The sequence below is a fragment of the Hydrogenophaga sp. L310 genome, assembly GCF_055703065.1.
Genome location: NZ_JBVPZA010000002.1, coordinates 315277 through 332865, shown reverse-complemented (window position 1 = coordinate 332865; position 17589 = coordinate 315277). Strand labels below are relative to the sequence as shown.

Annotated in this window: 18 protein-coding genes and 1 tRNA gene; all 19 read right to left on the bottom strand. The window is 66.3% G+C overall.

The window, feature by feature from the left end:
- Window positions 1-12: 12 nt before the first annotated feature.
- The 19 genes from AC0GNO_RS05305 to AC0GNO_RS05215 all read right to left on the bottom strand — a co-directional run bounded on the left by AC0GNO_RS05305 (window position 13) and on the right by AC0GNO_RS05215 (window position 17588).
- Window positions 13-492, bottom strand: a complete 480-nt coding sequence (locus tag AC0GNO_RS05305; protein ID WP_472889591.1) for a NuoB/complex I 20 kDa subunit family protein — start codon at window positions 490-492, stop codon at window positions 13-15.
- 60 nt (window positions 493-552) lie between these two features.
- Window positions 553-912 (bottom strand): NADH-quinone oxidoreductase subunit A, encoded by a 360-nt coding sequence (locus AC0GNO_RS05300; RefSeq protein ID WP_305362421.1) that lies wholly within the window; start codon window positions 910-912, stop codon window positions 553-555.
- 49 nt (window positions 913-961) lie between these two features.
- Window positions 962-1046, bottom strand: a tRNA-Leu gene (locus AC0GNO_RS05295).
- Between the two features lie 182 nt (window positions 1047-1228).
- Window positions 1229-1624 (bottom strand): preprotein translocase subunit SecG, encoded by a 396-nt coding sequence (gene secG, locus AC0GNO_RS05290; RefSeq protein ID WP_472889590.1) that lies wholly within the window; start codon window positions 1622-1624, stop codon window positions 1229-1231.
- Between the two features lie 35 nt (window positions 1625-1659).
- Window positions 1660-2409: a triose-phosphate isomerase gene (tpiA, locus tag AC0GNO_RS05285; protein WP_472889589.1), complete on the bottom strand. Its 750-nt coding sequence runs from the start codon at window positions 2407-2409 to the stop codon at window positions 1660-1662.
- Window positions 2410-2423: 14 nt separating this feature from the next.
- The gene (locus AC0GNO_RS05280) at window positions 2424-3413 is read right to left on the bottom strand and encodes an NAD(P)H-quinone oxidoreductase (protein WP_472889588.1); all 990 of its coding nucleotides are present in this window, start codon (window positions 3411-3413) and stop codon (window positions 2424-2426) included.
- A 19-nt stretch (window positions 3414-3432) separates the two neighbouring features.
- Window positions 3433-5571, bottom strand: a complete 2139-nt coding sequence (gene pnp / locus AC0GNO_RS05275) for a polyribonucleotide nucleotidyltransferase (protein ID WP_472903214.1) — start codon at window positions 5569-5571, stop codon at window positions 3433-3435.
- 263 nt (window positions 5572-5834) lie between these two features.
- The gene (gene rpsO / locus AC0GNO_RS05270; protein WP_472889586.1) at window positions 5835-6101 is read right to left on the bottom strand and encodes a 30S ribosomal protein S15; all 267 of its coding nucleotides are present in this window, start codon (window positions 6099-6101) and stop codon (window positions 5835-5837) included.
- 134 nt (window positions 6102-6235) lie between these two features.
- Entirely contained in the window at window positions 6236-7426 is a 1191-nt protein-coding gene (locus AC0GNO_RS05265; RefSeq protein ID WP_472903213.1) for a pyridoxal phosphate-dependent aminotransferase, read from the bottom strand.
- Window positions 7427-7453: 27 nt separating this feature from the next.
- Window positions 7454-8743, bottom strand: a complete 1290-nt coding sequence (locus AC0GNO_RS05260; RefSeq protein WP_472903212.1) for a branched-chain amino acid ABC transporter substrate-binding protein — start codon at window positions 8741-8743, stop codon at window positions 7454-7456.
- Between the two features lie 146 nt (window positions 8744-8889).
- Complete coding sequence (gene tsaD / locus AC0GNO_RS05255) at window positions 8890-9966, bottom strand: tRNA (adenosine(37)-N6)-threonylcarbamoyltransferase complex transferase subunit TsaD (protein ID WP_472903211.1); 1077 nt, start codon at window positions 9964-9966, stop codon at window positions 8890-8892.
- Window positions 9967-10043: 77 nt separating this feature from the next.
- On the bottom strand, window positions 10044-10748 hold the full coding sequence (locus AC0GNO_RS05250) for a Crp/Fnr family transcriptional regulator (RefSeq protein WP_472903210.1): 705 nt from the start codon (window positions 10746-10748) through the stop codon (window positions 10044-10046).
- 74 nt (window positions 10749-10822) lie between these two features.
- On the bottom strand, window positions 10823-12658 hold the full coding sequence (locus AC0GNO_RS05245; protein ID WP_472903209.1) for a nitric oxide reductase activation protein NorD: 1836 nt from the start codon (window positions 12656-12658) through the stop codon (window positions 10823-10825).
- A gap of 1 nt (window position 12659) precedes the next feature.
- On the bottom strand, window positions 12660-13718 hold the full coding sequence (locus AC0GNO_RS05240; protein WP_472903208.1) for a 4Fe-4S binding protein: 1059 nt from the start codon (window positions 13716-13718) through the stop codon (window positions 12660-12662).
- Window positions 13719-13771: 53 nt separating this feature from the next.
- Window positions 13772-14584 (bottom strand): AAA family ATPase, encoded by an 813-nt coding sequence (locus AC0GNO_RS05235; RefSeq protein ID WP_472889579.1) that lies wholly within the window; start codon window positions 14582-14584, stop codon window positions 13772-13774.
- 19 nt (window positions 14585-14603) lie between these two features.
- Window positions 14604-16055, bottom strand: a complete 1452-nt coding sequence (locus AC0GNO_RS05230) for a cbb3-type cytochrome c oxidase subunit I (protein WP_472903207.1) — start codon at window positions 16053-16055, stop codon at window positions 14604-14606.
- A gap of 14 nt (window positions 16056-16069) precedes the next feature.
- Window positions 16070-16504 carry a c-type cytochrome gene (locus AC0GNO_RS05225; protein ID WP_472903206.1) on the bottom strand — a complete coding sequence of 145 codons (435 nt, stop codon included), beginning with the start codon at window positions 16502-16504 and terminating at the stop codon, window positions 16070-16072.
- 110 nt (window positions 16505-16614) lie between these two features.
- The gene (locus tag AC0GNO_RS05220; RefSeq protein ID WP_472903205.1) at window positions 16615-16890 is read right to left on the bottom strand and encodes a cytochrome C oxidase subunit IV family protein; all 276 of its coding nucleotides are present in this window, start codon (window positions 16888-16890) and stop codon (window positions 16615-16617) included.
- 11 nt (window positions 16891-16901) lie between these two features.
- Window positions 16902-17588 carry a cytochrome c oxidase subunit 3 gene (locus tag AC0GNO_RS05215; RefSeq protein ID WP_472903204.1) on the bottom strand — a complete coding sequence of 229 codons (687 nt, stop codon included), beginning with the start codon at window positions 17586-17588 and terminating at the stop codon, window positions 16902-16904.
- Window position 17589 lies beyond the last annotated feature (1 nt).

The following is a 17589-nucleotide window of genomic DNA, read 5'->3' as shown; positions in this document are numbered from 1 at the left end:
CCGGTGCGGCGCTCAGGCGCGCGCGATGGTGTTGGTGCGACGGATCTTCTGCTGCAGCTGGATGATCCCGTACAGCAAGGCTTCTGCAGTCGGCGGGCAGCCGGGCACGTACACGTCGACCGGCACGATCCGGTCGCAGCCACGCACCACCGAGTAGCTGTAGTGGTAATAACCACCGCCGTTGGCGCAAGAACCCATGGACAGAACCCAGCGCGGCTCGGCCATCTGGTCGTACACCTTGCGCAGGGCGGGCGCCATCTTGTTGCACAGCGTGCCCGCGACGATCATCAGATCGGACTGGCGCGGACTGGCGCGAAACACCTCGGCGCCGAAGCGCCCGATGTCGTAGCGCGCGGCGGCCGCATGCATCATTTCGACCGCGCAGCAGGCGAGACCAAAGGTCATGGGCCACAACGATCCGGTCTTGGCCCAGTTCACCACCGAGTCGTAGCTGGTGGTGACGAAGCCTTCCTTGAAAACACCTTCAATCATGTGCTGCTCCAATGCACCCGCTCAGGGCGTGACGCGCTATACCGAACCCGCAGACCGCGGTCATTCCCAGTCCAGAGCGCCTTTTTTCCATTCGTAGGCAAAGCCCACGACCAGAATCGCCAGGAACACCACACCCGCCCAGAAGCCGGTGGCACCGATGTCGGCAAAGGCCACCGCCCAAGGGATGAGGAACGCAATCTCGAGGTCAAAAAGAATGAAGAGGATGGCCACCAGGTAGTAGCGCACATCGAACTTCATGCGCGCGTCTTCGAAGGCTTCGAAGCCGCACTCGTAGGGGGAATTTTTTTCCGCATCCGGACGGTTGGGGCCGAGGATGTAGCCCAGAACCTGCGGGATGATCCCGACGGCAATACCCACCAGAATGAACAAGAGCACGGGAAGGTATTGTTCGAGACTCATCTTGGGTAAGTTCCACTGACATGGCTCATGGGCCATGTTGTCCAAAGATTGGTGCCGACGGCGAGACTCGAACTCGCACAGCTTTCGCCACTACCCCCTCAAGATAGCGTGTCTACCAATTTCACCACGTCGGCTGGGTCTGCATTGTCTGGCTCACGAGGGACCGTGTGAGCCTTGCTGACAACCCGTAGAGTTTACCCTGAAACACCCCCCTTTTCGGGAGGGTGCATCGGATTTTCAAAAGGAAAGGGTTGATTTGCTGCAGCGCAAAAACACAGGCACGGCGCGGGATCCGGGCCTGTTGTACTCCCCCCGGTTATTTTCCGGGGATCTGCGCAGCACCTGTCGCCGGCGCTTCGGCCGGAGCGGCTGTGGCGGGCACATCGGTGCCCGCGGGAATCTGTTGTGCAGCGGGCTGCTGCACTGGAACGGCACCCTCCAGCACGCTACCCGACGACGGCGCAGCGGTGCGCAGGTTGCCAAAATAGGCCAGCCCCAGGGTGCAGGCCAGGAAGATCGCTGCCAGAACAGCGGTGGTGCGCGACAGGAAGTTCGCACCTCCCGACGCGCCGAACAGACTGGCCGAGCCAGCGCCACCACCGAAGGCCGCACCCGCATCAGCGCCCTTGCCGTGCTGCATCAGGATCAGGCCGATCATGCCGATGGCGGCCAGGATCTGCACCGCCTGAAGAATGGTCAACAAAACGTTCATGTGTTTCTCCGAAAGGGAAAGGTCGTGGACGGCGCTCAGCGAGCCGATGCCACGATTTGAAGGAAATCGGCCGCCTTGAGCGATGCACCACCGATCAGACCGCCGTCAATGTCGGGCTGCGCCAGCAGGCTGGCGGCGTTGGCAGCGTTCATGCTGCCGCCATAAAGGATGTGCACCCGCTTGGGATGGGTGGTGGCCGCAGCGAGCTGGGAACGCAGAACCGCGTGCACCGCTTGCGCCATCTCGGGCGTGGCGGTCTTGCCCGTGCCGATGGCCCAGACGGGCTCGTAAGCGACAACGATTTCGGTGATGCAGTGCCCCACCGTGTGAATCGCTGCGGCAAGCTGGCGTTTGACCACGGCCTCGGTCTCACCGGCTTCGCGCTGCGCCAGGGTTTCACCCACGCACACGATGGGCGTGACGCCAGCGGCCAATGCACGTTGAGCTTTGGCCGCAACGACCTCGTCCGTCTCACCGTGGTACTGGCGGCGCTCCGAATGGCCAACAATGGCGTAGCGGCAACCGAAATCCTTCAGCATGGCCACACTCACCTCGCCGGTGAAGGCACCCTGCTCGTGGGCCGACACGTCCTGCGCGCCCCAGGCGACGGGACTGCCCTGCAAAAGCGACTGCAATTGGGCCAGATAGGGTGCGGGCACGCACAGCGCCATGTCGGCCGCGGGTTCGCTGCCCTGCAGGCCGTCGAGCATGGCCTTGACCAGCGCTTCGTTGGCGGCCAGCGAGCCGTTCATTTTCCAGTTGCCTGCGATCAGTTTTTTCATCATGGTCTCCTTGAGTCTCAAGCCCAGGTGAGGACGATCTTGCCAATGTGCTGGTTGCTCTCCATCAGGGCATGTGCCTCGGCCGCACGGGCCGCGCCAAACACACTGTGGATGATGGGCTCAATGCGCCCCTGTTCCAGCAACGGCCAGACCTTCTCGCGCAGCGAGGCTGCAATGGCCTCCTTGAACGCCACCGGACGAGGACGCAGCGTCGAGCCGGTGATGACCAGGCGGCGACGCAGCACCAGACCGGCGTTGAACTCGGCCTTGACGCCGCCCTGCACCGCAATGATCACGAGACGACCGTCTTCGGCCAGGCACTCGACCTCGCGCGCCACATAGCTGCCAGCGACCATGTCCAGAATGACGTCGACGCCTTTGCCGTCCGTGAGCTCGCGCGCCACGGCCGAGAAGTCTTGCGTCTTGTAGTTGATGGCGTGGTCGGCACCGAGCGCCAGGCAGGCGGCGCACTTGTCGTCACTGCCCGCTGTGGCGATCACGCGCGCGCCCAGGGCCTTCGCCAGCTGGATCGCGGTCACGCCGATGCCGCTGGTGCCACCCTGGATCAACAGGGTTTCGCCCGGCTGCAACCGCGCCCGGTCGAACACGTTGCTCCAGACGGTGAAGAAAGTCTCGGGCAGCGAAGCCGCCTGAACGTCGTCGAAGCCCGCCGGCACCGGCAGGCACTGACCGACAGGAGCCACACAGTATTCGGCGTACCCGCCACCTGCCACCAGCGCACACACCCTGTCGCCGACCGAGAGGCCGGATGACGCCAGTGCATCGGCATCCCCCGCCTCAATCACGCCGGCCACTTCCAGGCCGGGCAGGTCGGAAGCGCCGGGCGGCGGCGGATAGGCACCGCTGCGCTGCAGCACATCGGGCCGGTTCACGCCGGAAGCCCGCACGCGGATCAGCACCTCGCCCACACCGGCGACCGGCATCGGACGCTGCGTCAGACGCAAAACCTCAGGTGCGCCAAAGGCGCTGATCTCAACCGCTTGCATGACCTCGGACACGCGGCGCTTATTGCTGCTGTTGCTGCTGAGCAGATTGCTCGGCAGGTGCTGCATTGCGGTCGATCAGGGCCTTCATGGACAGCTTGACGCGGCCCTTTTCGTCGGTCTCCAGCACCTTGACCTTGACGATCTGGCCTTCGCTCAGGTAGTCGGTCACACGCTCGACGCGCTCGTGGGCGATCTGGCTGATGTGCAGCAGGCCGTCCTTGCCGGGCAGCAGGTTGATCAGGGCACCGAAGTCCAGGATCTTGGTGACCGGGCCTTCGTAGACCTTGCCGATTTCGACTTCGGCGGTGATCTGCTCGATGCGGCGCTTGGCTTCATCGGCCTTGGAAGCTTCGGTCGCGGCGATGGTGATGGTGCCGTCTTCGTCGATGTTGATCTGGCAACCGGTTTCTTCGGTCAGCGCGCGGATCACGGCGCCACCCTTGCCGATCACGTCACGGATCTTCTCGGGGTTGATCTTCATGGTGAACAGCTTGGGCGCGAAATTCGACACTTCGGTCTTGGCTTCGCCCATGGATTCCTGCATCTTGCCCAGGATGTGCATGCGGGCTTCCTTGGCCTGGGCCAGCGCGACCTGCATGATTTCCTTGGTGATGCCCTGGATCTTGATGTCCATCTGCAGCGCAGAGATGCCGTTGGTGGTGCCGGCGACCTTGAAGTCCATGTCGCCCAGGTGGTCTTCGTCACCCAGGATGTCGGTCAGCACGGCGAAGCGGTTGCCGTCCTTGATCAGGCCCATGGCGATGCCGGCCACATGGGCTTTCATGGGCACGCCAGCGTCCATCAGCGCCAGGCAGCCGCCGCAGACCGAAGCCATCGACGAGGAACCGTTGGACTCGGTGATTTCCGAGACCAGGCGCATGGTGTAGGGAAAGTCTTCCTTGGTCGGCAGCGCGGCGATCAGCGCGCGCTTGGCCAGGCGGCCGTGGCCGATTTCGCGGCGCTTGGGCGAGCCAAAACGGCCGGCTTCGCCGGTGGCGAAGGGAGGCATGTTGTAGTGCAGCATGAAGCGGTCTTCGTACTCGCCAGCCAGTGCATCGATGCGCTGGGCATCGCGGTCGGTGCCCAGCGTGGCCACCACCAGCGCCTGGGTTTCACCGCGGGTGAACAGCGACGAACCGTGGGTGCGGGGCAGCACGCTGTTGCGGATTTCGATGGCGCGCACGGTGCGCGTGTCGCGACCGTCGATGCGGGGTTCGCCGGCCAGGATCTGGCCACGCACGATCCTGGCTTCGATCTCGAACAGCAGGCTTTCGATGGCCACGCTGTCGAAAGCCACGCCTTCGGCTTTCAGCGCCGCCATCACGTCGGCGTAGGCGCTGCGGCAAGCCTGGGTACGGGCCTGCTTGTTGCGGATCTGGTAGGCGGCTTCGAGTTTGGCCTTGGCCAGCTCGTCGATCTTGGCGATCAGCGGCTCGTCCTTGGCGGGCGGCTGCCAGTCCCAGGCCGGCTTGCCGGCATCGCGCACCAGCTCGTTGATCGCGGCGATGGCGATGTTGCCCTGCTCGTGACCAAACACCACGGCGCCCAACATGATTTCTTCTGACAGCTGATCGGCTTCCGATTCCACCATCAGCACGGCGGCCTGGGTGCCGGCGACCACGAGGTCGAGCTGGCTGTCCTTGAGCTGGGTCTGACCGGGGTTCAGCACGTACCGGCCATTCACGTAGCCCACGCGCGCAGCGCCGATGGGGCCGTTGAACGGGATGCCACTGACCGACAGGGCCGCCGAGGTGGCGATCATGGCGGCGATATCGGCCTGCACTTCGGGGTTCAGGCTCACCACGTGCACGATCACCTGGACTTCGTTGTAGAAGCCTTCAGGGAACAGCGGGCGAATGGGGCGGTCGATCAGGCGGCAGGTCAGCGTTTCCAGTTCGCTGGGGCGGCCTTCGCGCTTGAAGAAGCTGCCGGGGATCTTGCCGGCGGCGTACGATTTTTCGGTGTAGTCCACCGTCAGCGGGAAGAAGTCCTGACCGGCCTTGGCTTCGGTCTTGGCGACCACGGTGGCGAGCACCACGGTGTCATCGATGTTGACCAGCACGGCGCCGGTGGCCTGGCGGGCGATTTCGCCGGTTTCCATGGTGACCGTGTGCGGGCCCCACTGGAAGGTCTTGGTGACTTTGTTGAACATGGTCATGGTTTTCTCCTATGAACCACCCGCGAATCAAGGGGTGGCATGGCGTGCAGACAATCTGCACAAAACCCGGAAAAGCAACCCAGAACACGATGCCATTCCAGAGGGGCTTAGCGCACATGCACGAGACATGTACAACGCCTTTGGAATGACACAGCTTCGCTCTGTTGTCGCGGCTCCGGAATCAAAAACGGGAATTGACAAGCAAAAAACGCCCGAGCCAGCGAACCAACTCAGGCGTTTTGCGTGCCATGGCGTGGGCCAAATTACTTGCGCAGACCCAGTTTCGCGATCAGGGCGATGTAGCGCTCAGCATCTTTGGACTTCAGGTAGTCCAGCAGCTTGCGGCGACGGCTCACCATGCGCAGCAGACCGCGGCGACCGTGGTGGTCCTTGGCGTGGGTCTTGAAGTGGGGCATCAGTTCGTTGATGCGGGCGGTCAGGATGGCGACCTGCACTTCGGGGCTGCCGGTGTCGTTGGCGGCGCGAGCGTTGTCGGCGACGACGGCGGCCTTGATGGATTTTTCGATCATGTCGGATTCCTTGGGGTTACATGCGTCCCGCCGCAGCCTGCCGGTCCTCCGGAACAGGTCCGGCACCGGCCGCCGCAACGGGCGTGGTTTGTCATCTGGAAAGATGGCAACCGCAGATTATAGCCCAGCGGTTCTCAACGTTGGGCGTCCAGCCAGGCACGCAAACGCTCCACCCCCTGCACCAGGCGCTGCGGGTCGCGGCTGGCAAAACACCAGCGCAGCCAGCCGGCTGCCTCGGGACCGAAGGCGCTGCCGGGCGCCAGGCCCAGCCCGGCTTCGCGCACCAGGCGCTTGGCGGTGTCCAGGCAGTTGTCGTGCCCTTGCAGGTGAAAAAAGGCGTACATGCCACCTTTGGGTTCGGCCAGCGTCACGCCGGGCACGGCTTTGAGCAGCGGCACCAGCGTGTCGCGGCAGGCCTGCAGGTGGTCCACCAGCGCGGGTGTGACTTCTGCACCGCGCAGCAGCGCCACCGCGGCGGCGCGCTGCACGAACACCGGCGCGCACGAGGTGTTGAACTCGATCAGCTTGCCCACGGCGTGGGTCAGCGACTGGGGCAGCACCAGCCAGCCCAGGCGCCAGCCGGTCATGAGGAAGCTCTTGGAAAAACTGTGCGCGACGATGAGTCGGTCTTCGGGTTCGGACACATCGAGAAAGCTCGGCGCAGCGCCATTGGGCGAATCCGGCGCGAAATACAGGCGTTCGTACACCTCGTCGGCCAGCACCCAGGTGCCGGTGCGGCGGCAGTGCGCGAGGATGGTGGCCTGCTCGTCGCGGCTCAGCGTCCAGCCGGTGGGGTTGTTGGGCGCGTTGACGATCAGCAGGCGGGTGGCCGGGGTGATGGCGGCGAGAAGCGCCGCCATGTCCAGCGCCCAGGCGCCCGCCTGGGCACCCTGCTTCACCACCTGCAGCGGCACGGTCTTGACCCGGGCACCCATGATCTGCGGCTGGGCCACGAGGTTGGGCCAGGCGGGCGTGACCACCACCACCTCGTCACCCGCGTCCAGCAGCGCCTGCGAAGCCAGCATCAGCCCGTTGACGCCGCCGGAGGTGACCGCGATGCGGTCAAACCAGTGGTCGGTGGTTTGCTGCGGATGCAGGCCGTGGGTGTAGACGGCGATTTCCTGGCGCAGCTCGGTCAGGCCGAGGTTGTGGGCGTAGAAGGTTTCACCCGCCTGCAGCGAGGCGATCGCCGCCTCGCGGATGAAGGCCGGCGTGACCTCGTCGCTCTCGCCGAACCAGAACCTGAGCACGTCGTTGCGACCCAGACCCTCATTGGCCACTTCGCGAATGCGCGATTCCTCCAGACCTTCCACCACTGCCCGCATACCGCACTCCCGGATTCAAACCCTCGATCAGGGCCGGGACATGTTACAGGCGTGTGGCAGCTCCGCCTGCTGCGGACTCAGGCTGCGGATCACGCGAAAGCCGTAGCCCGAGCCTTCGACGTCGAATTTCACGCCCGGCGCCCCCTGGCGGTCCATCACGGCCACGGCCAGCGCTTGCTGGAACTGGTGGTCGGCGGCGCGCATGCGCGCGGTCTGACCGGCGAGTTGGACCTCGGCCCTCTCCAGCTGGACCGCAACGTCCGCGGCCTTGACCGACCCCGCGCGCTCGATGGCCTGCGCCAGCGACTCGATCATCAGCTGCATGCGCATGTGCACATAGTCGTCTGCCGGGTTGGGGAAGCGCTGGCGGAACGACTGGTAGAAGGCTTCGGACTCCTTCGTCGGCACGTTGGGGAACCAGTCGGCCACCGCCACCACCTTGCCGATGCCGGCATCGCCGATGGCCGCTGGCGCGCCCAGGGCGTTGCCGTAGAAGGTGTAGAAGCTGCCGTCAAAACCGGCCTCGCGCGCTGCCTTCACCAGCAGCGTCAGATCGTTGCCCCAGTTGCCGGTCAGCACGGCCTGCGCACCGCTGGCCTTGATCTTGGCGGCGTAGGGGGCGAAATCCTTGATGCGGGCCATGGGGTGCAGCTCGTCACCGACGATCTTCACGTCGGGCCGCTTGCTGGCCAGCTGGCTGCGGGCTTCGCGCAGCACAGCCTGGCCAAAGCTGTAGTCCTGGCCAATCAGGTAGACGCTTTTCAGGTCCTTGTCCTCGCGCAGCACACTCATGAGCGCGGTCATGCGCATGTCGGCGTGGGCGTCGAAGCGGAAGTGCCAGTAGCTGCAGTTCTGGTTGGTCAGCACCGGGTCCACCGCGGAATAGTTGAGGAACAGCACCTGGCGCCGGGGGTCACGGTCGTTGTGCTTGTTGATGGCGTCGATCAGGCCCGAGGCCGCCGCAGAAGAATTGCCCTGGGTCACCACCGTGATGTCGCGGTCGATGGCCGAGCGCAGGGCCGACAGGGCCTCTTCGGTCTGGCCCTTGCTGTCAAAGCGTTCGATCACCAGCGGGCGGTTGCCGCCGGGCAGCTTCACACCGCCACGGGCGTTGACGCGCTCGGTGGCCCAGACCAGGTTGCGGTACACCGCCTCACCGGTGTTGGCGAACGGACCCGACAGGCCCTCGATCATGCCGATGCGGATGGGGGCGGCAGCGGAAGCTGCCTGGCCCTGGGCCAGCGCAGCCGTGGCACAGGTGGCCGCCAGCAGGACGGTGGCCAGCGCGCGGCGGCGCAGACGGGTCGTGAAAATCATGGGAAAGGTCTCCGTTGTTCAGTACCTGCCGGCGGGACTGCTCGGCATCCAGTGTCGCCTGGGCGACTGGTTTGGTCAGTGTAATTCATAATTACCACGACTACCCCGCCCGGGTATTCCAACCATGAGGGCAGCGAAACGCGGGTTCAGCCGAGCGCCGACAGCGGCCAGCGGGGCCGCACGTCGAAGTGGTAGGCCGGCGCAGCGCCCCGCAGCAGCCCGGCCTGGAACCGCAGGCCGGCGGCGAGCGCAATCATGGCGCCGTTGTCGGTGCACAGGTGCAGCTCGGGGTAGTGCACGCGCACACGCCGCTTCTGGCACGCGGCGTTGAGCTGCTCACGCAGCAAGGCGTTTGCACCCACCCCGCCGGCCACCACCAGGCGGTTCAGCCCGGTAGATTCGATGGCAGCGAGCGACTTCTTCACCAGCACCTCGACGATGGCCGCCTGCACGCTGGCGGCCACGTCGGCGATCTGGGGCGCGGCCAGCGCCTCGGCCAATTGCGGCGTGGCCGGGCCTTCGGGCCGCGCGTGGGCGAGGCGCTTCACCTGGGTCAGCACCGCCGTCTTCAGGCCGGCAAAGGAAAAATCGAGGTCGCCGCTGTGCAGCAGCGGGCGCGGGAACTTGTAGGCGGTGGCGCTGCCCTGCTCCGCCCGCTTCGCCAGCGCCGGGCCGCCGGGGTAACCCAGGCCCAGCAGCTTGGCCGATTTGTCGAAGGCCTCGCCGGCCGCGTCGTCGATGGTTTCGCCCAGCAACTCGTAGCGACCCACGCCGTCCACCCGCATCAGCTGGGTGTGACCACCCGACACCAGCAGCGCCACAAACGGAAACTCGGGCGGGTCGGCGCTCAGGAACGGCGACAGCAGGTGCCCTTCGAGGTGGTGCACCGGCACCACCGGCTTGCCCAGCGCCATGGCCATCGCACAGGCCACGCCCGAACCGACCAGCAACGCACCGGCCAGGCCCGGTCCGCGGGTGTAGGCGATGGCGTCCACCGCCGACAGCGGCAGGCCCGCCTGCGCCAGCACGGCGTCGGTCAGCGGCAGCACACGGCGGATGTGGTCACGGCTCGCGAGCTCGGGCACCACGCCGCCGTAGGCCTGGTGCATCTCGATCTGGCTGTGCAGCGCATGGCCGAGCAGGCGCGGCACGGCGCTGCCACTGGCGTCCACCAGGGCCACACCGGTTTCGTCGCAAGACGATTCAAATCCAAGAATCAACATGGCGGGGAGTGTACGGGGGCGCTCTGCGCTCGAATGTGAAAGTGCTTCTGTTGCAAGAGGCTTGCCGGCGCGGGGGGTCAATCCACCGGATACCGCGTCAACCGCTGCGGGTCCGGAATGTGGATGTCGCGCTTGTCAATCAGGATCAGGCCCTTGGCCTCCAGCTCGTGCAGCACGCGCGAGAAGTACTCGGGCGTCATGGACAGGCGCGAGGCGATCGCTGCCTTGCTCACCGGCAGCGTCACGCGCTGCGCAGACTCTTCCGCACCGCCCTTGCCGGCCTCGGGCAGGTCGCGCATGAGGTAGCCGATGACCCGCTCCACGCCACTGTGCAGCGAGTAGGCCTGCACGTCTTTCACGAGACCATGCAGCCGCCGCGACAGCCCCGCGAGCATGCGCATGCAGAAACGCGGATCGTTTTCGATCTCCTGCAACACGCTTTGCTTGGACACGCTGAGCAACAGGGTGTCCGTGAGCGCCTGCGCGTTGATGAAATAGGGCTTGTCGGTGAACATCAGCGCTTCGGCGAAGCTGTTGCCCGGTCCGACGATCTCGATGATTTTTTCCTGCCCGGCTGGCGAGATGGCGAACAGCTTGATCTGGCCGGTGACGGTGACGTGGAACTCGTTGCACGGATCACCGAGGTTGAACACATCGTCGCCGCGGGCCAGCTGGCGCAGCCGGCTGGCCTGGGCCAGGCGCTGCAGCTCGGATGGTTTCATTTCCTGAAACAGTGGCAGCATCGAAAGGTAACGGGGCAGGTCGAACTGGGCAATGTCCATGGCCGGGGCGCGCTTCGCGCAAGGTCGTGATGTGGGGAATGGCGGCCCCGCACTGTACCCGCCCGACGTGGTTTTCAGCGCGCCGACTGGCGCATGAAACGCGTGTACACCCCCGTCAACCGGTCCACCAGGTCCTGCGGCCGGTGCACCAGCGCATAGCCCTGCTGGCCAAACAGCATGGGCAGGTAGTCGTGAGCCGCTTCGTCGATGGTGATGCAGAACGGGATGAGACCGGCCCCGCGCGCGGCCTGCACCGCGTGGCGCGTGTCTTCCAGGCCGTAGCGGCCTTCGTACACATCCAGGTCGTTGGGTTTGCCGTCGGTCAGGATCAGCATCAGGCGCTGGCGCTCCGGGCGCTCGCCCAGGCGCAACGTGGCCAGGCGGATCGCCGCGCCCATGCGCGTGTAGTAACCCGGCTTGATAGCGCCCACGCGGTCGCGCACCGAGGCGTTCCAGGGCTCGTCAAAACCCTTCAGGTGCTGGATGCGCACGTTCTGCCGCCGCACCGAGGAAAAGCCCAGCATCTCGAACGGGTCGCCACTGGCACTGAGGGCTTCACCGAACACGTAGAGCGCGTCGCGGATCACGTCGATCACACGCGCCGTCTGGGTGGCGTAGGCGTCGGTTGAAAGGGACAGGTCGGCCAGCAGCAGCGTGGCGAGGCTGCGCTCGGTGCGCACGCGCCGGGTGAACACGGCCGGCGATTCGCTGTGCGGCGCACCGGCAGCGTCGACGCGGTGGCGCACCCAGGCGTCGAGGTCGATCTCGTCGCCCTCGGGTTGCGCGCGCTGCCGGCCGGTGCCCGCCCGCAGGATCTCCAGCCGGCGGCGCACGCGCCGTGCCGTGGTGCGCAAGGCGGTGGGCGGCACATAGGGCTCGGCGGGTGTGGCCACCAGGGTCTGCAGGGCGCAGTGCTCCGGCAACACCGCGTTGCGCCGGAAGTCCCACTCGGGCAGGCGGATGCCGGGGCCGAGCGGCCGGTCGTCGGCGGCGGCGCTGGGCAGGTCGAGGTCGAACTTCACCCGCGCGGCCGTGCTCTGGCCGTCGGGTGCGATGGCCAGCACGTCCATGTCGTTGGCCACGCCGGCGGCGTTGTCGTCGGGATCGTCGTCGCTGGCGCGGTTGACCTTGACGAATTCGCCCCAGGACAGGATGGACTCGGCGCGGAAGAACATCATGAGCGGGGCCTTGTCGCGCTCATCGCTCACGGTCTGGGCGCGGCGGCGGCGCGCGTCCTGAACGGCGGGTTGGCGGGCATCGCCCGGCGCCGGCTCGCCGTCGGGCCGCGCCACCGCGGCCGCAGGCTCGCCACCGGCGTCGAGCCAGAGCCAGACCGGGGCCACGTCCTGCGGCTGCAGGCCGCTGCGTGCGGCGGGCGCCAAGCCGCGCAGTGCCTGCTGCACGGTGCGTTCGGCCTCGGCGGTCGCGCCCTTGAGGCGCGCCGGATCGGGTCGCAGTGCGAGCTGGGCGGCGAGCACCTCCCGGTGGCGCGCCGCCAGGCCGGGAAAGGTCCGCAGCACCTGCGCACTGGCGCGCACGTTGTCGCCGAGCCAGTCGCCCGTGGCCTCGATGCAGGCGCCCTGCGCCGCCAGCCAGAGGTAGAGCGCGCGGTTCAATGCCGCGTCGTCAAACACCGCGACGGTGGGCGGCAGCGACAGCGCCTCGGGCTCCAGCCGGCCGGTGGACGCGTGCGTGCCGCTGCCGGCGATGCGCTGCAGCCAGTCGCGCGGGCCACCGCTGCGGGTGTCGGTGGCGGGCGCCAGGCGCACGCCGTGCGCGCCACCGGCGGCGCGGAACAGCATGCCGATGGCACGCTGCACCTCCGGCAGGTGCACGGCTGCGCTCGCGTGCTGGCGACTCGCCGCCCGGTGGATGAAACGGTGCCATTGCTGGCCGACCCATTCTTCCATCTCAATGCTCCGTTTCCGTCACTGCCAGCGCAGAACCCGCATCCGGCGCACGCCGCAGAACCGTCTTCGCCGGGTTGCTGGTGGGCACCCCACTCCCCGGGGCGACGGCGCGAAGCGGCGCGGGAGCGTGTTCGCGTTCCAGTTCGGCCTTGCGTTGGCGCAGGGTTTCGCGCACCGCGTCGGCGCCGAGCTTCCACTCCAGCAGCGGTTCGCGCGCTTGTGCGGTCTGGGTTTCATCGCAGGCGTCCAGACACTGGCCGCACTGCACACAGGAGAACATCATGCGTTTGATGTTGCGCGGGTGCAGGCGCATCGGGCAGCCGTTGTCGCAGGCCGTGCCGCCGGGGTACGCCGCCGTGCTGCAGGTGCGGCAGTCGCGCGCGTGCTCGCGATCGAACGCGACCACCATGCCTTTGGGATTCGCCATCCAGACCAGACTCTGGAAAAGCCCCACGGCGCAACCGAAGCGGCAGAACAGGTGGCGGGCGAAAGCAAACTCGGCCGTGAACACCGCGGTGCCCAAGAGGAGAAAACGCGCCTGGTTGGGCGTGAGCGTGCCCGCGAACAGGTTGCTCCAGAGGGTGGCGGGCGGCAGCAGGTAGCTCAGCAGCGTGATCGCCCAGATGAAACCGAAACCCAGGCACAGCGCGCCGAACACCGGCCACCAGCGGGCCGAGGGCTTTACCCCCGCGCGGGCGGTGCGGTGTTTGTCCCAGAAACTGAGCTTGCCGCAGGCGCGGTGCAGCGCGGTGTTGAGCGTCTCGACCAGGGTGAAGTGCGGGCAGAGCCAGCCGCAATACAGACGCCCGTAGCGCCAGGCCACGCCCAGAAAGGCCACAACCACCACGATGGCGGGCAGGAAGGCGCGCAGAAAAATGCGCATCGCGGCCTCGTTGGCGCTGATCTCGCCGGCCCTGAAAGCGTCGATGCCCAGGCTCCAGCGCTGCCCCAGAAACCAGAGCTGGGCTTCGTTGAGGTCGAAGCGCAGCAGGTTCAGCGCGGGCGCCAGCAGGAACAGGGCGAAGAAGCCGAGTTGAAAGAAAAGACGGCGGCGTTGCATGGTGTGACAAACAGAGGAGGGAGCGCAACGCCGCCGCCGCAAAACAGGACGGGTTAACCGGTCGAGCCCATGACGGCCAACACCACCTCGTCCAGCGCGGCCGCGGTTTCGGCATCGTCGGTCAAGGCGTCCACGATCGCCGCGCGGCAGGCGGTCTGCAGCGGCAGGCCGCTGGCGACCAGGCGCGCGGCCATCACCAGCAGGCGGGTGCTCGCGGTTTCTTCCAGGTCGTGGTCGGTCAGGCGCCGCAGGGCCGTGGCCAGCCGCACCAGGCGATCGGCCAGCGCGGCATCCACGCCGGTTTCGGCTTCGATGATGGCGCGCTCCACGGCCGGCTCCGGGTAGCCGAAGGTCAGGGCGATGAAGCGCTGGCGCGTGCTCGGCTTCAGGCTCTTGAGCAGGTTCTGGTAACCCGGGTTGTAGCTGATGACCAGCATGAATCCGGGTGGCGCCACCAGCTGTTCGCCGGTGCGTTCGATCGGCAGCACGCGCCGGTCGTCGGCCAGCGGGTGCAGCACCACCGTGGTGTCCTTGCGGGCTTCGACCACCTCGTCGAGGTAGCAGATGGCGCCACTGCGCACGGCGCGGGCCAGCGGCCCGTCAGCCCACACCGTGCCCTGCTCGCCGATCAGGTGGCGGCCCACGAGGTCGGCCGCGCTCAGGTCGTCGTGGCAGCTCACGGTGATGAGCGGCCGGCCCAGTCGGGCCGCCATGTGCTCCACGAAGCGCGTCTTGCCGCAGCCCGTGGGGCCCTTGATGAGCACCGGCAGGCGCTGGCGGAAGGCGTGCCCGAAGAGCGCCACCTCACCCGCCTGCTCGGCGTAGAACGGCACCTGTGCCAGGCGGTGGATGTCGCTGTGGTCCATGGCGTTCACCCGCTGGGTTTCAGGCGCGCTGGGCCGGGCGGGCGCCGAGCATGCCGCCACCGGAAGAGGTCACGGCCTTGTCCGTCAGCACGTGTTTGCCGCCGACGAAGAAGCTGGCGAAGTAGGTGAACTGGCCGAGCAGGAAGATCACGCCACCGGCCACGCGCACCCAGTAAAAGAGCGCCAGCTGGTCCTGCGTGGCCATGAAGCCCATGGCACCTTCGGTGGGCATGCGCTGCAGCCACACCTGCAGGATGCCGGCACCGGTGAGGGCCAGCACCATGATGCTCATGCCGATGGTCATGATCCAGAAGCTCCACATCTCGTAGGCCTGGGCCTTCTGGCTGTTGGCAATGCGGCCGCGCAGCGTGGGCATGGCGTAGCTGATCAGCGTGATCACCACCAGCACATAGGCGCCGTAGAAAGCCAGGTGGCCGTGGGCGGCGGTGACTTGCGAGCCGTGGGTGTAGTAGTTGACCGGGCTCAGGGTGTGGGCGAAGCCCCACAGACCCGCACCCAGGAAACCCATGACGGCGGTCCCCAGGGCCCACAACACGGCGGCCTGGTTGGGGTGGTCGCGGCGACGGCGCTGCACCATGTTGAAGGCGAACACCGTCATCATGAAGAAGGGAATGGGCTCCATCGCCGAGAAGATCGAACCGATCCACTGCCAGTAACCCGGCAGACCGATGAAGAAGAAGTGGTGGCCCGTGCCCAGGATGCCGGTCATCAGCGCGAAGGCGATGATCACGTACAGCCACTTGTCGATCACTTCACGGTCCACGCCGGTGACCTTGATCAGCACATAGGCCAGCAACGCCCCCAGGATCAGCTCCCACACGCCTTCCACCCAGAGGTGCACCACGAACCACCAGTACATCTTGTCGCGCACCAGGTTTTCCGGGTTGACGAAGCTGAACAGGAAAAACAGCGCCAGGCCCCACAGCCCCATGAGCAGCACCACCGAGATGCTGGTCTTGCGGCCCTTGAGCACGGTCATGGTGATGTTGAACAGGAAGGCCAGCGCCACGATGACGATGCCCACCTTGGTCGGCAGCGGCTGCTCCAGGAACTCGCGCCCCATGGTCTGCAGCAGGTCGTTGCCGGTGAGTTCGGCGAGCTTGGCGTAGGGCAGCGTGAGGTAACCCACGATGGTCAGCGAGCCGGCCGCCAGGAAGACCCAGAACAGGATCTTCGCGAGCAAGGGACTGTAGAGCTCGGTTTCGGATTCCTCGGGCACCATGTAGTAGGCGGCGCCCATGAAGCCGAACAGCAGCCAGACGATCAGCAGGTTGGTGTGCACCATCCGCGCGATGTTGAACGGGATGTAGGGGAAAAACAGGTCCCCGATCACGTATTGCAGGCCCAGGGTGATGCCGAAGATCACCTGCCCCGCGAACAGCGCCATGGCGGCGATGAAGTAGGGCTTGGAGACCGACTGGCTCTGGTATTTGAGTGTGGCGATGGTCATGTTGTTTTCTCCTCTCAACCTTCGATGTTCGGTGGCCAGTTCTCGGTGTTGATCTCGCTGGTCCACTTGAGGAACTCGACCAGATCGTCCAGTTGCTGATCGCTCAGGTTGAACTGCGGCATCTGTCGACGGTGCGGCGCGCCGGTGGGCATGGCTTTCATCCAGGCCTTGATGAAGTCACCACCGCGGCGCGGGTAGACGTTGCCCAGCTCGGGCGCGAAGTAAGCACCCTCGCCCAGCAGCGTGTGGCAGCCGATGCAGTTGCGCGTCTCCCAGATCTTCTTGCCCGCGACCACACCATGCGTGATGGCTTTGGCGTTGGAACGCTCGGGAATGCGTTGTTCGGTGTCGAACACGATCACCGCAAACAGCAGCGCGAAAAACACGCTGCCTCCGTAAAACATGTTGCGGGCCATCTGTTTGGTAAACCCGCTTTGACTCTGGCTCATGGAACCCTCCATCGGTTGGCGATGGCGGTATCCTCCTTTTTTGCTCAGGTATCGTCCTTGAACTGGTTCAAGGAATGGCCGCAACAGCGGTGCCTGGGCTCAAAACGGCGTCAGGCCCGTGGCAGCAGACCAACCAGCAGAACCAGCCCGATCACCACCCCCAGCCAGCCCATCACCACGCGCCGCCACAACGCGGGGGCGGTGCGCAGTTCCATGTAATCGAGTGCGATCAGCGCACCCTTGAAGACGGAAAGTGCCAGCACCGCGAGCGTGGCCGCGGTGCCGAGCGACTGGCCGCTGACGACCGCGCCCTCGCCCAGCCACCAGCTCGCGGCTGTGGCCAGCACCAGCCCTGCGAACACGGTGTCTGCCTTGGTGAACCGCATGCCTTTCCCTTTCAACGGATGACGTAGACCAGCGGAAACAGCACCATCCACAGCAGGTCCACCATGTGCCAGAACACCGCGCCGGAAGCCGGCCCCATGTGGTTGACCCGGCTGTAGGCGCCGGCCCGCGCCTTGCGCCAGAGCAGCGTGAACACGATGGCGCCCACGACCACGTGCAGGAAATGGAAACCGGTGAGCAAGGTGTAGAGCAGCGTGAAGGCGTCGGTCGCCCAGTCGAATCCGGACCGCACCTTGTCCGCGAATTCGTGCGACTTGACCACCAGGAAGCCGATGGCGCCGGCGAGCGCGACCAGCAGCCAGTTCGCGCCCGCATGGCCCCGATCAGATGCAAAAGCCCGCACCGCGCGCACGGCCGCCCAGCTGGCCAGGACCAGCAGCAGGGTGTTGATCGCGCCGGTGGACAGGTCCAGCGCCGACTGTCCCTGGGCGAACACGTCGGGCTGCCGCCAGCGCGCGAATGCGAACGACACGAACAGCAGGCCGAAAGTCAGCAGCTCGGCCAGCACCAGCAGCCAGACCACGCCGTCGCCGGCCAGGCGGGGTTCAACCGACAACGCGTCCGGAGCGCGTGCCCCATCCAGGGCTGCCGTGGAACCGGCTCCGCCGGGCCACTGGCTGCGTCCCCCTCCCGCAGGAGAGGGGGAAGACGCGAAGCGGCGCAGGGGGTGCTTCTTCATC

What these genes read in the sequence shown, in the direction of transcription:
- AC0GNO_RS05305 (WP_472889591.1), bottom strand. Translation starts at nt 492, where the DNA reads ATGATTGAAGGTGTTTTCAAGGAAGGCTTCGTCACCACCAGCTACGAC.
- tsaD (WP_472903211.1), bottom strand. Translation starts at nt 9,966, where the DNA reads ATGTTGATTCTTGGATTTGAATCGTCTTGCGACGAAACCGGTGTGGCC.
- AC0GNO_RS05225 (WP_472903206.1), bottom strand. Translation starts at nt 16,504, where the DNA reads ATGAGCCAGAGTCAAAGCGGGTTTACCAAACAGATGGCCCGCAACATG.
- AC0GNO_RS05280 (WP_472889588.1), bottom strand. Translation starts at nt 3,413, where the DNA reads ATGCAAGCGGTTGAGATCAGCGCCTTTGGCGCACCTGAGGTTTTGCGT.
- AC0GNO_RS05215 (WP_472903204.1), bottom strand. Translation starts at nt 17,588, where the DNA reads ATGAAGAAGCACCCCCTGCGCCGCTTCGCGTCTTCCCCCTCTCCTGCG.
- AC0GNO_RS05250 (WP_472903210.1), bottom strand. Translation starts at nt 10,748, where the DNA reads ATGGACATTGCCCAGTTCGACCTGCCCCGTTACCTTTCGATGCTGCCA.
- AC0GNO_RS05230 (WP_472903207.1), bottom strand. Translation starts at nt 16,055, where the DNA reads ATGACCATCGCCACACTCAAATACCAGAGCCAGTCGGTCTCCAAGCCC.
- AC0GNO_RS05265 (WP_472903213.1), bottom strand. Translation starts at nt 7,426, where the DNA reads ATGCGGGCAGTGGTGGAAGGTCTGGAGGAATCGCGCATTCGCGAAGTG.
- AC0GNO_RS05240 (WP_472903208.1), bottom strand. Translation starts at nt 13,718, where the DNA reads ATGCAACGCCGCCGTCTTTTCTTTCAACTCGGCTTCTTCGCCCTGTTC.
- pnp (WP_472903214.1), bottom strand. Translation starts at nt 5,571, where the DNA reads ATGACCATGTTCAACAAAGTCACCAAGACCTTCCAGTGGGGCCCGCAC.
- AC0GNO_RS05235 (WP_472889579.1), bottom strand. Translation starts at nt 14,584, where the DNA reads ATGGACCACAGCGACATCCACCGCCTGGCACAGGTGCCGTTCTACGCC.
- AC0GNO_RS05245 (WP_472903209.1), bottom strand. Translation starts at nt 12,658, where the DNA reads ATGGAAGAATGGGTCGGCCAGCAATGGCACCGTTTCATCCACCGGGCG.
- AC0GNO_RS05260 (WP_472903212.1), bottom strand. Translation starts at nt 8,743, where the DNA reads ATGATTTTCACGACCCGTCTGCGCCGCCGCGCGCTGGCCACCGTCCTG.
- AC0GNO_RS05300 (WP_305362421.1), bottom strand. Translation starts at nt 912, where the DNA reads ATGAGTCTCGAACAATACCTTCCCGTGCTCTTGTTCATTCTGGTGGGT.
- secG (WP_472889590.1), bottom strand. Translation starts at nt 1,624, where the DNA reads ATGAACGTTTTGTTGACCATTCTTCAGGCGGTGCAGATCCTGGCCGCC.
- tpiA (WP_472889589.1), bottom strand. Translation starts at nt 2,409, where the DNA reads ATGATGAAAAAACTGATCGCAGGCAACTGGAAAATGAACGGCTCGCTG.
- AC0GNO_RS05220 (WP_472903205.1), bottom strand. Translation starts at nt 16,890, where the DNA reads ATGCGGTTCACCAAGGCAGACACCGTGTTCGCAGGGCTGGTGCTGGCC.
- rpsO (WP_472889586.1), bottom strand. Translation starts at nt 6,101, where the DNA reads ATGATCGAAAAATCCATCAAGGCCGCCGTCGTCGCCGACAACGCTCGC.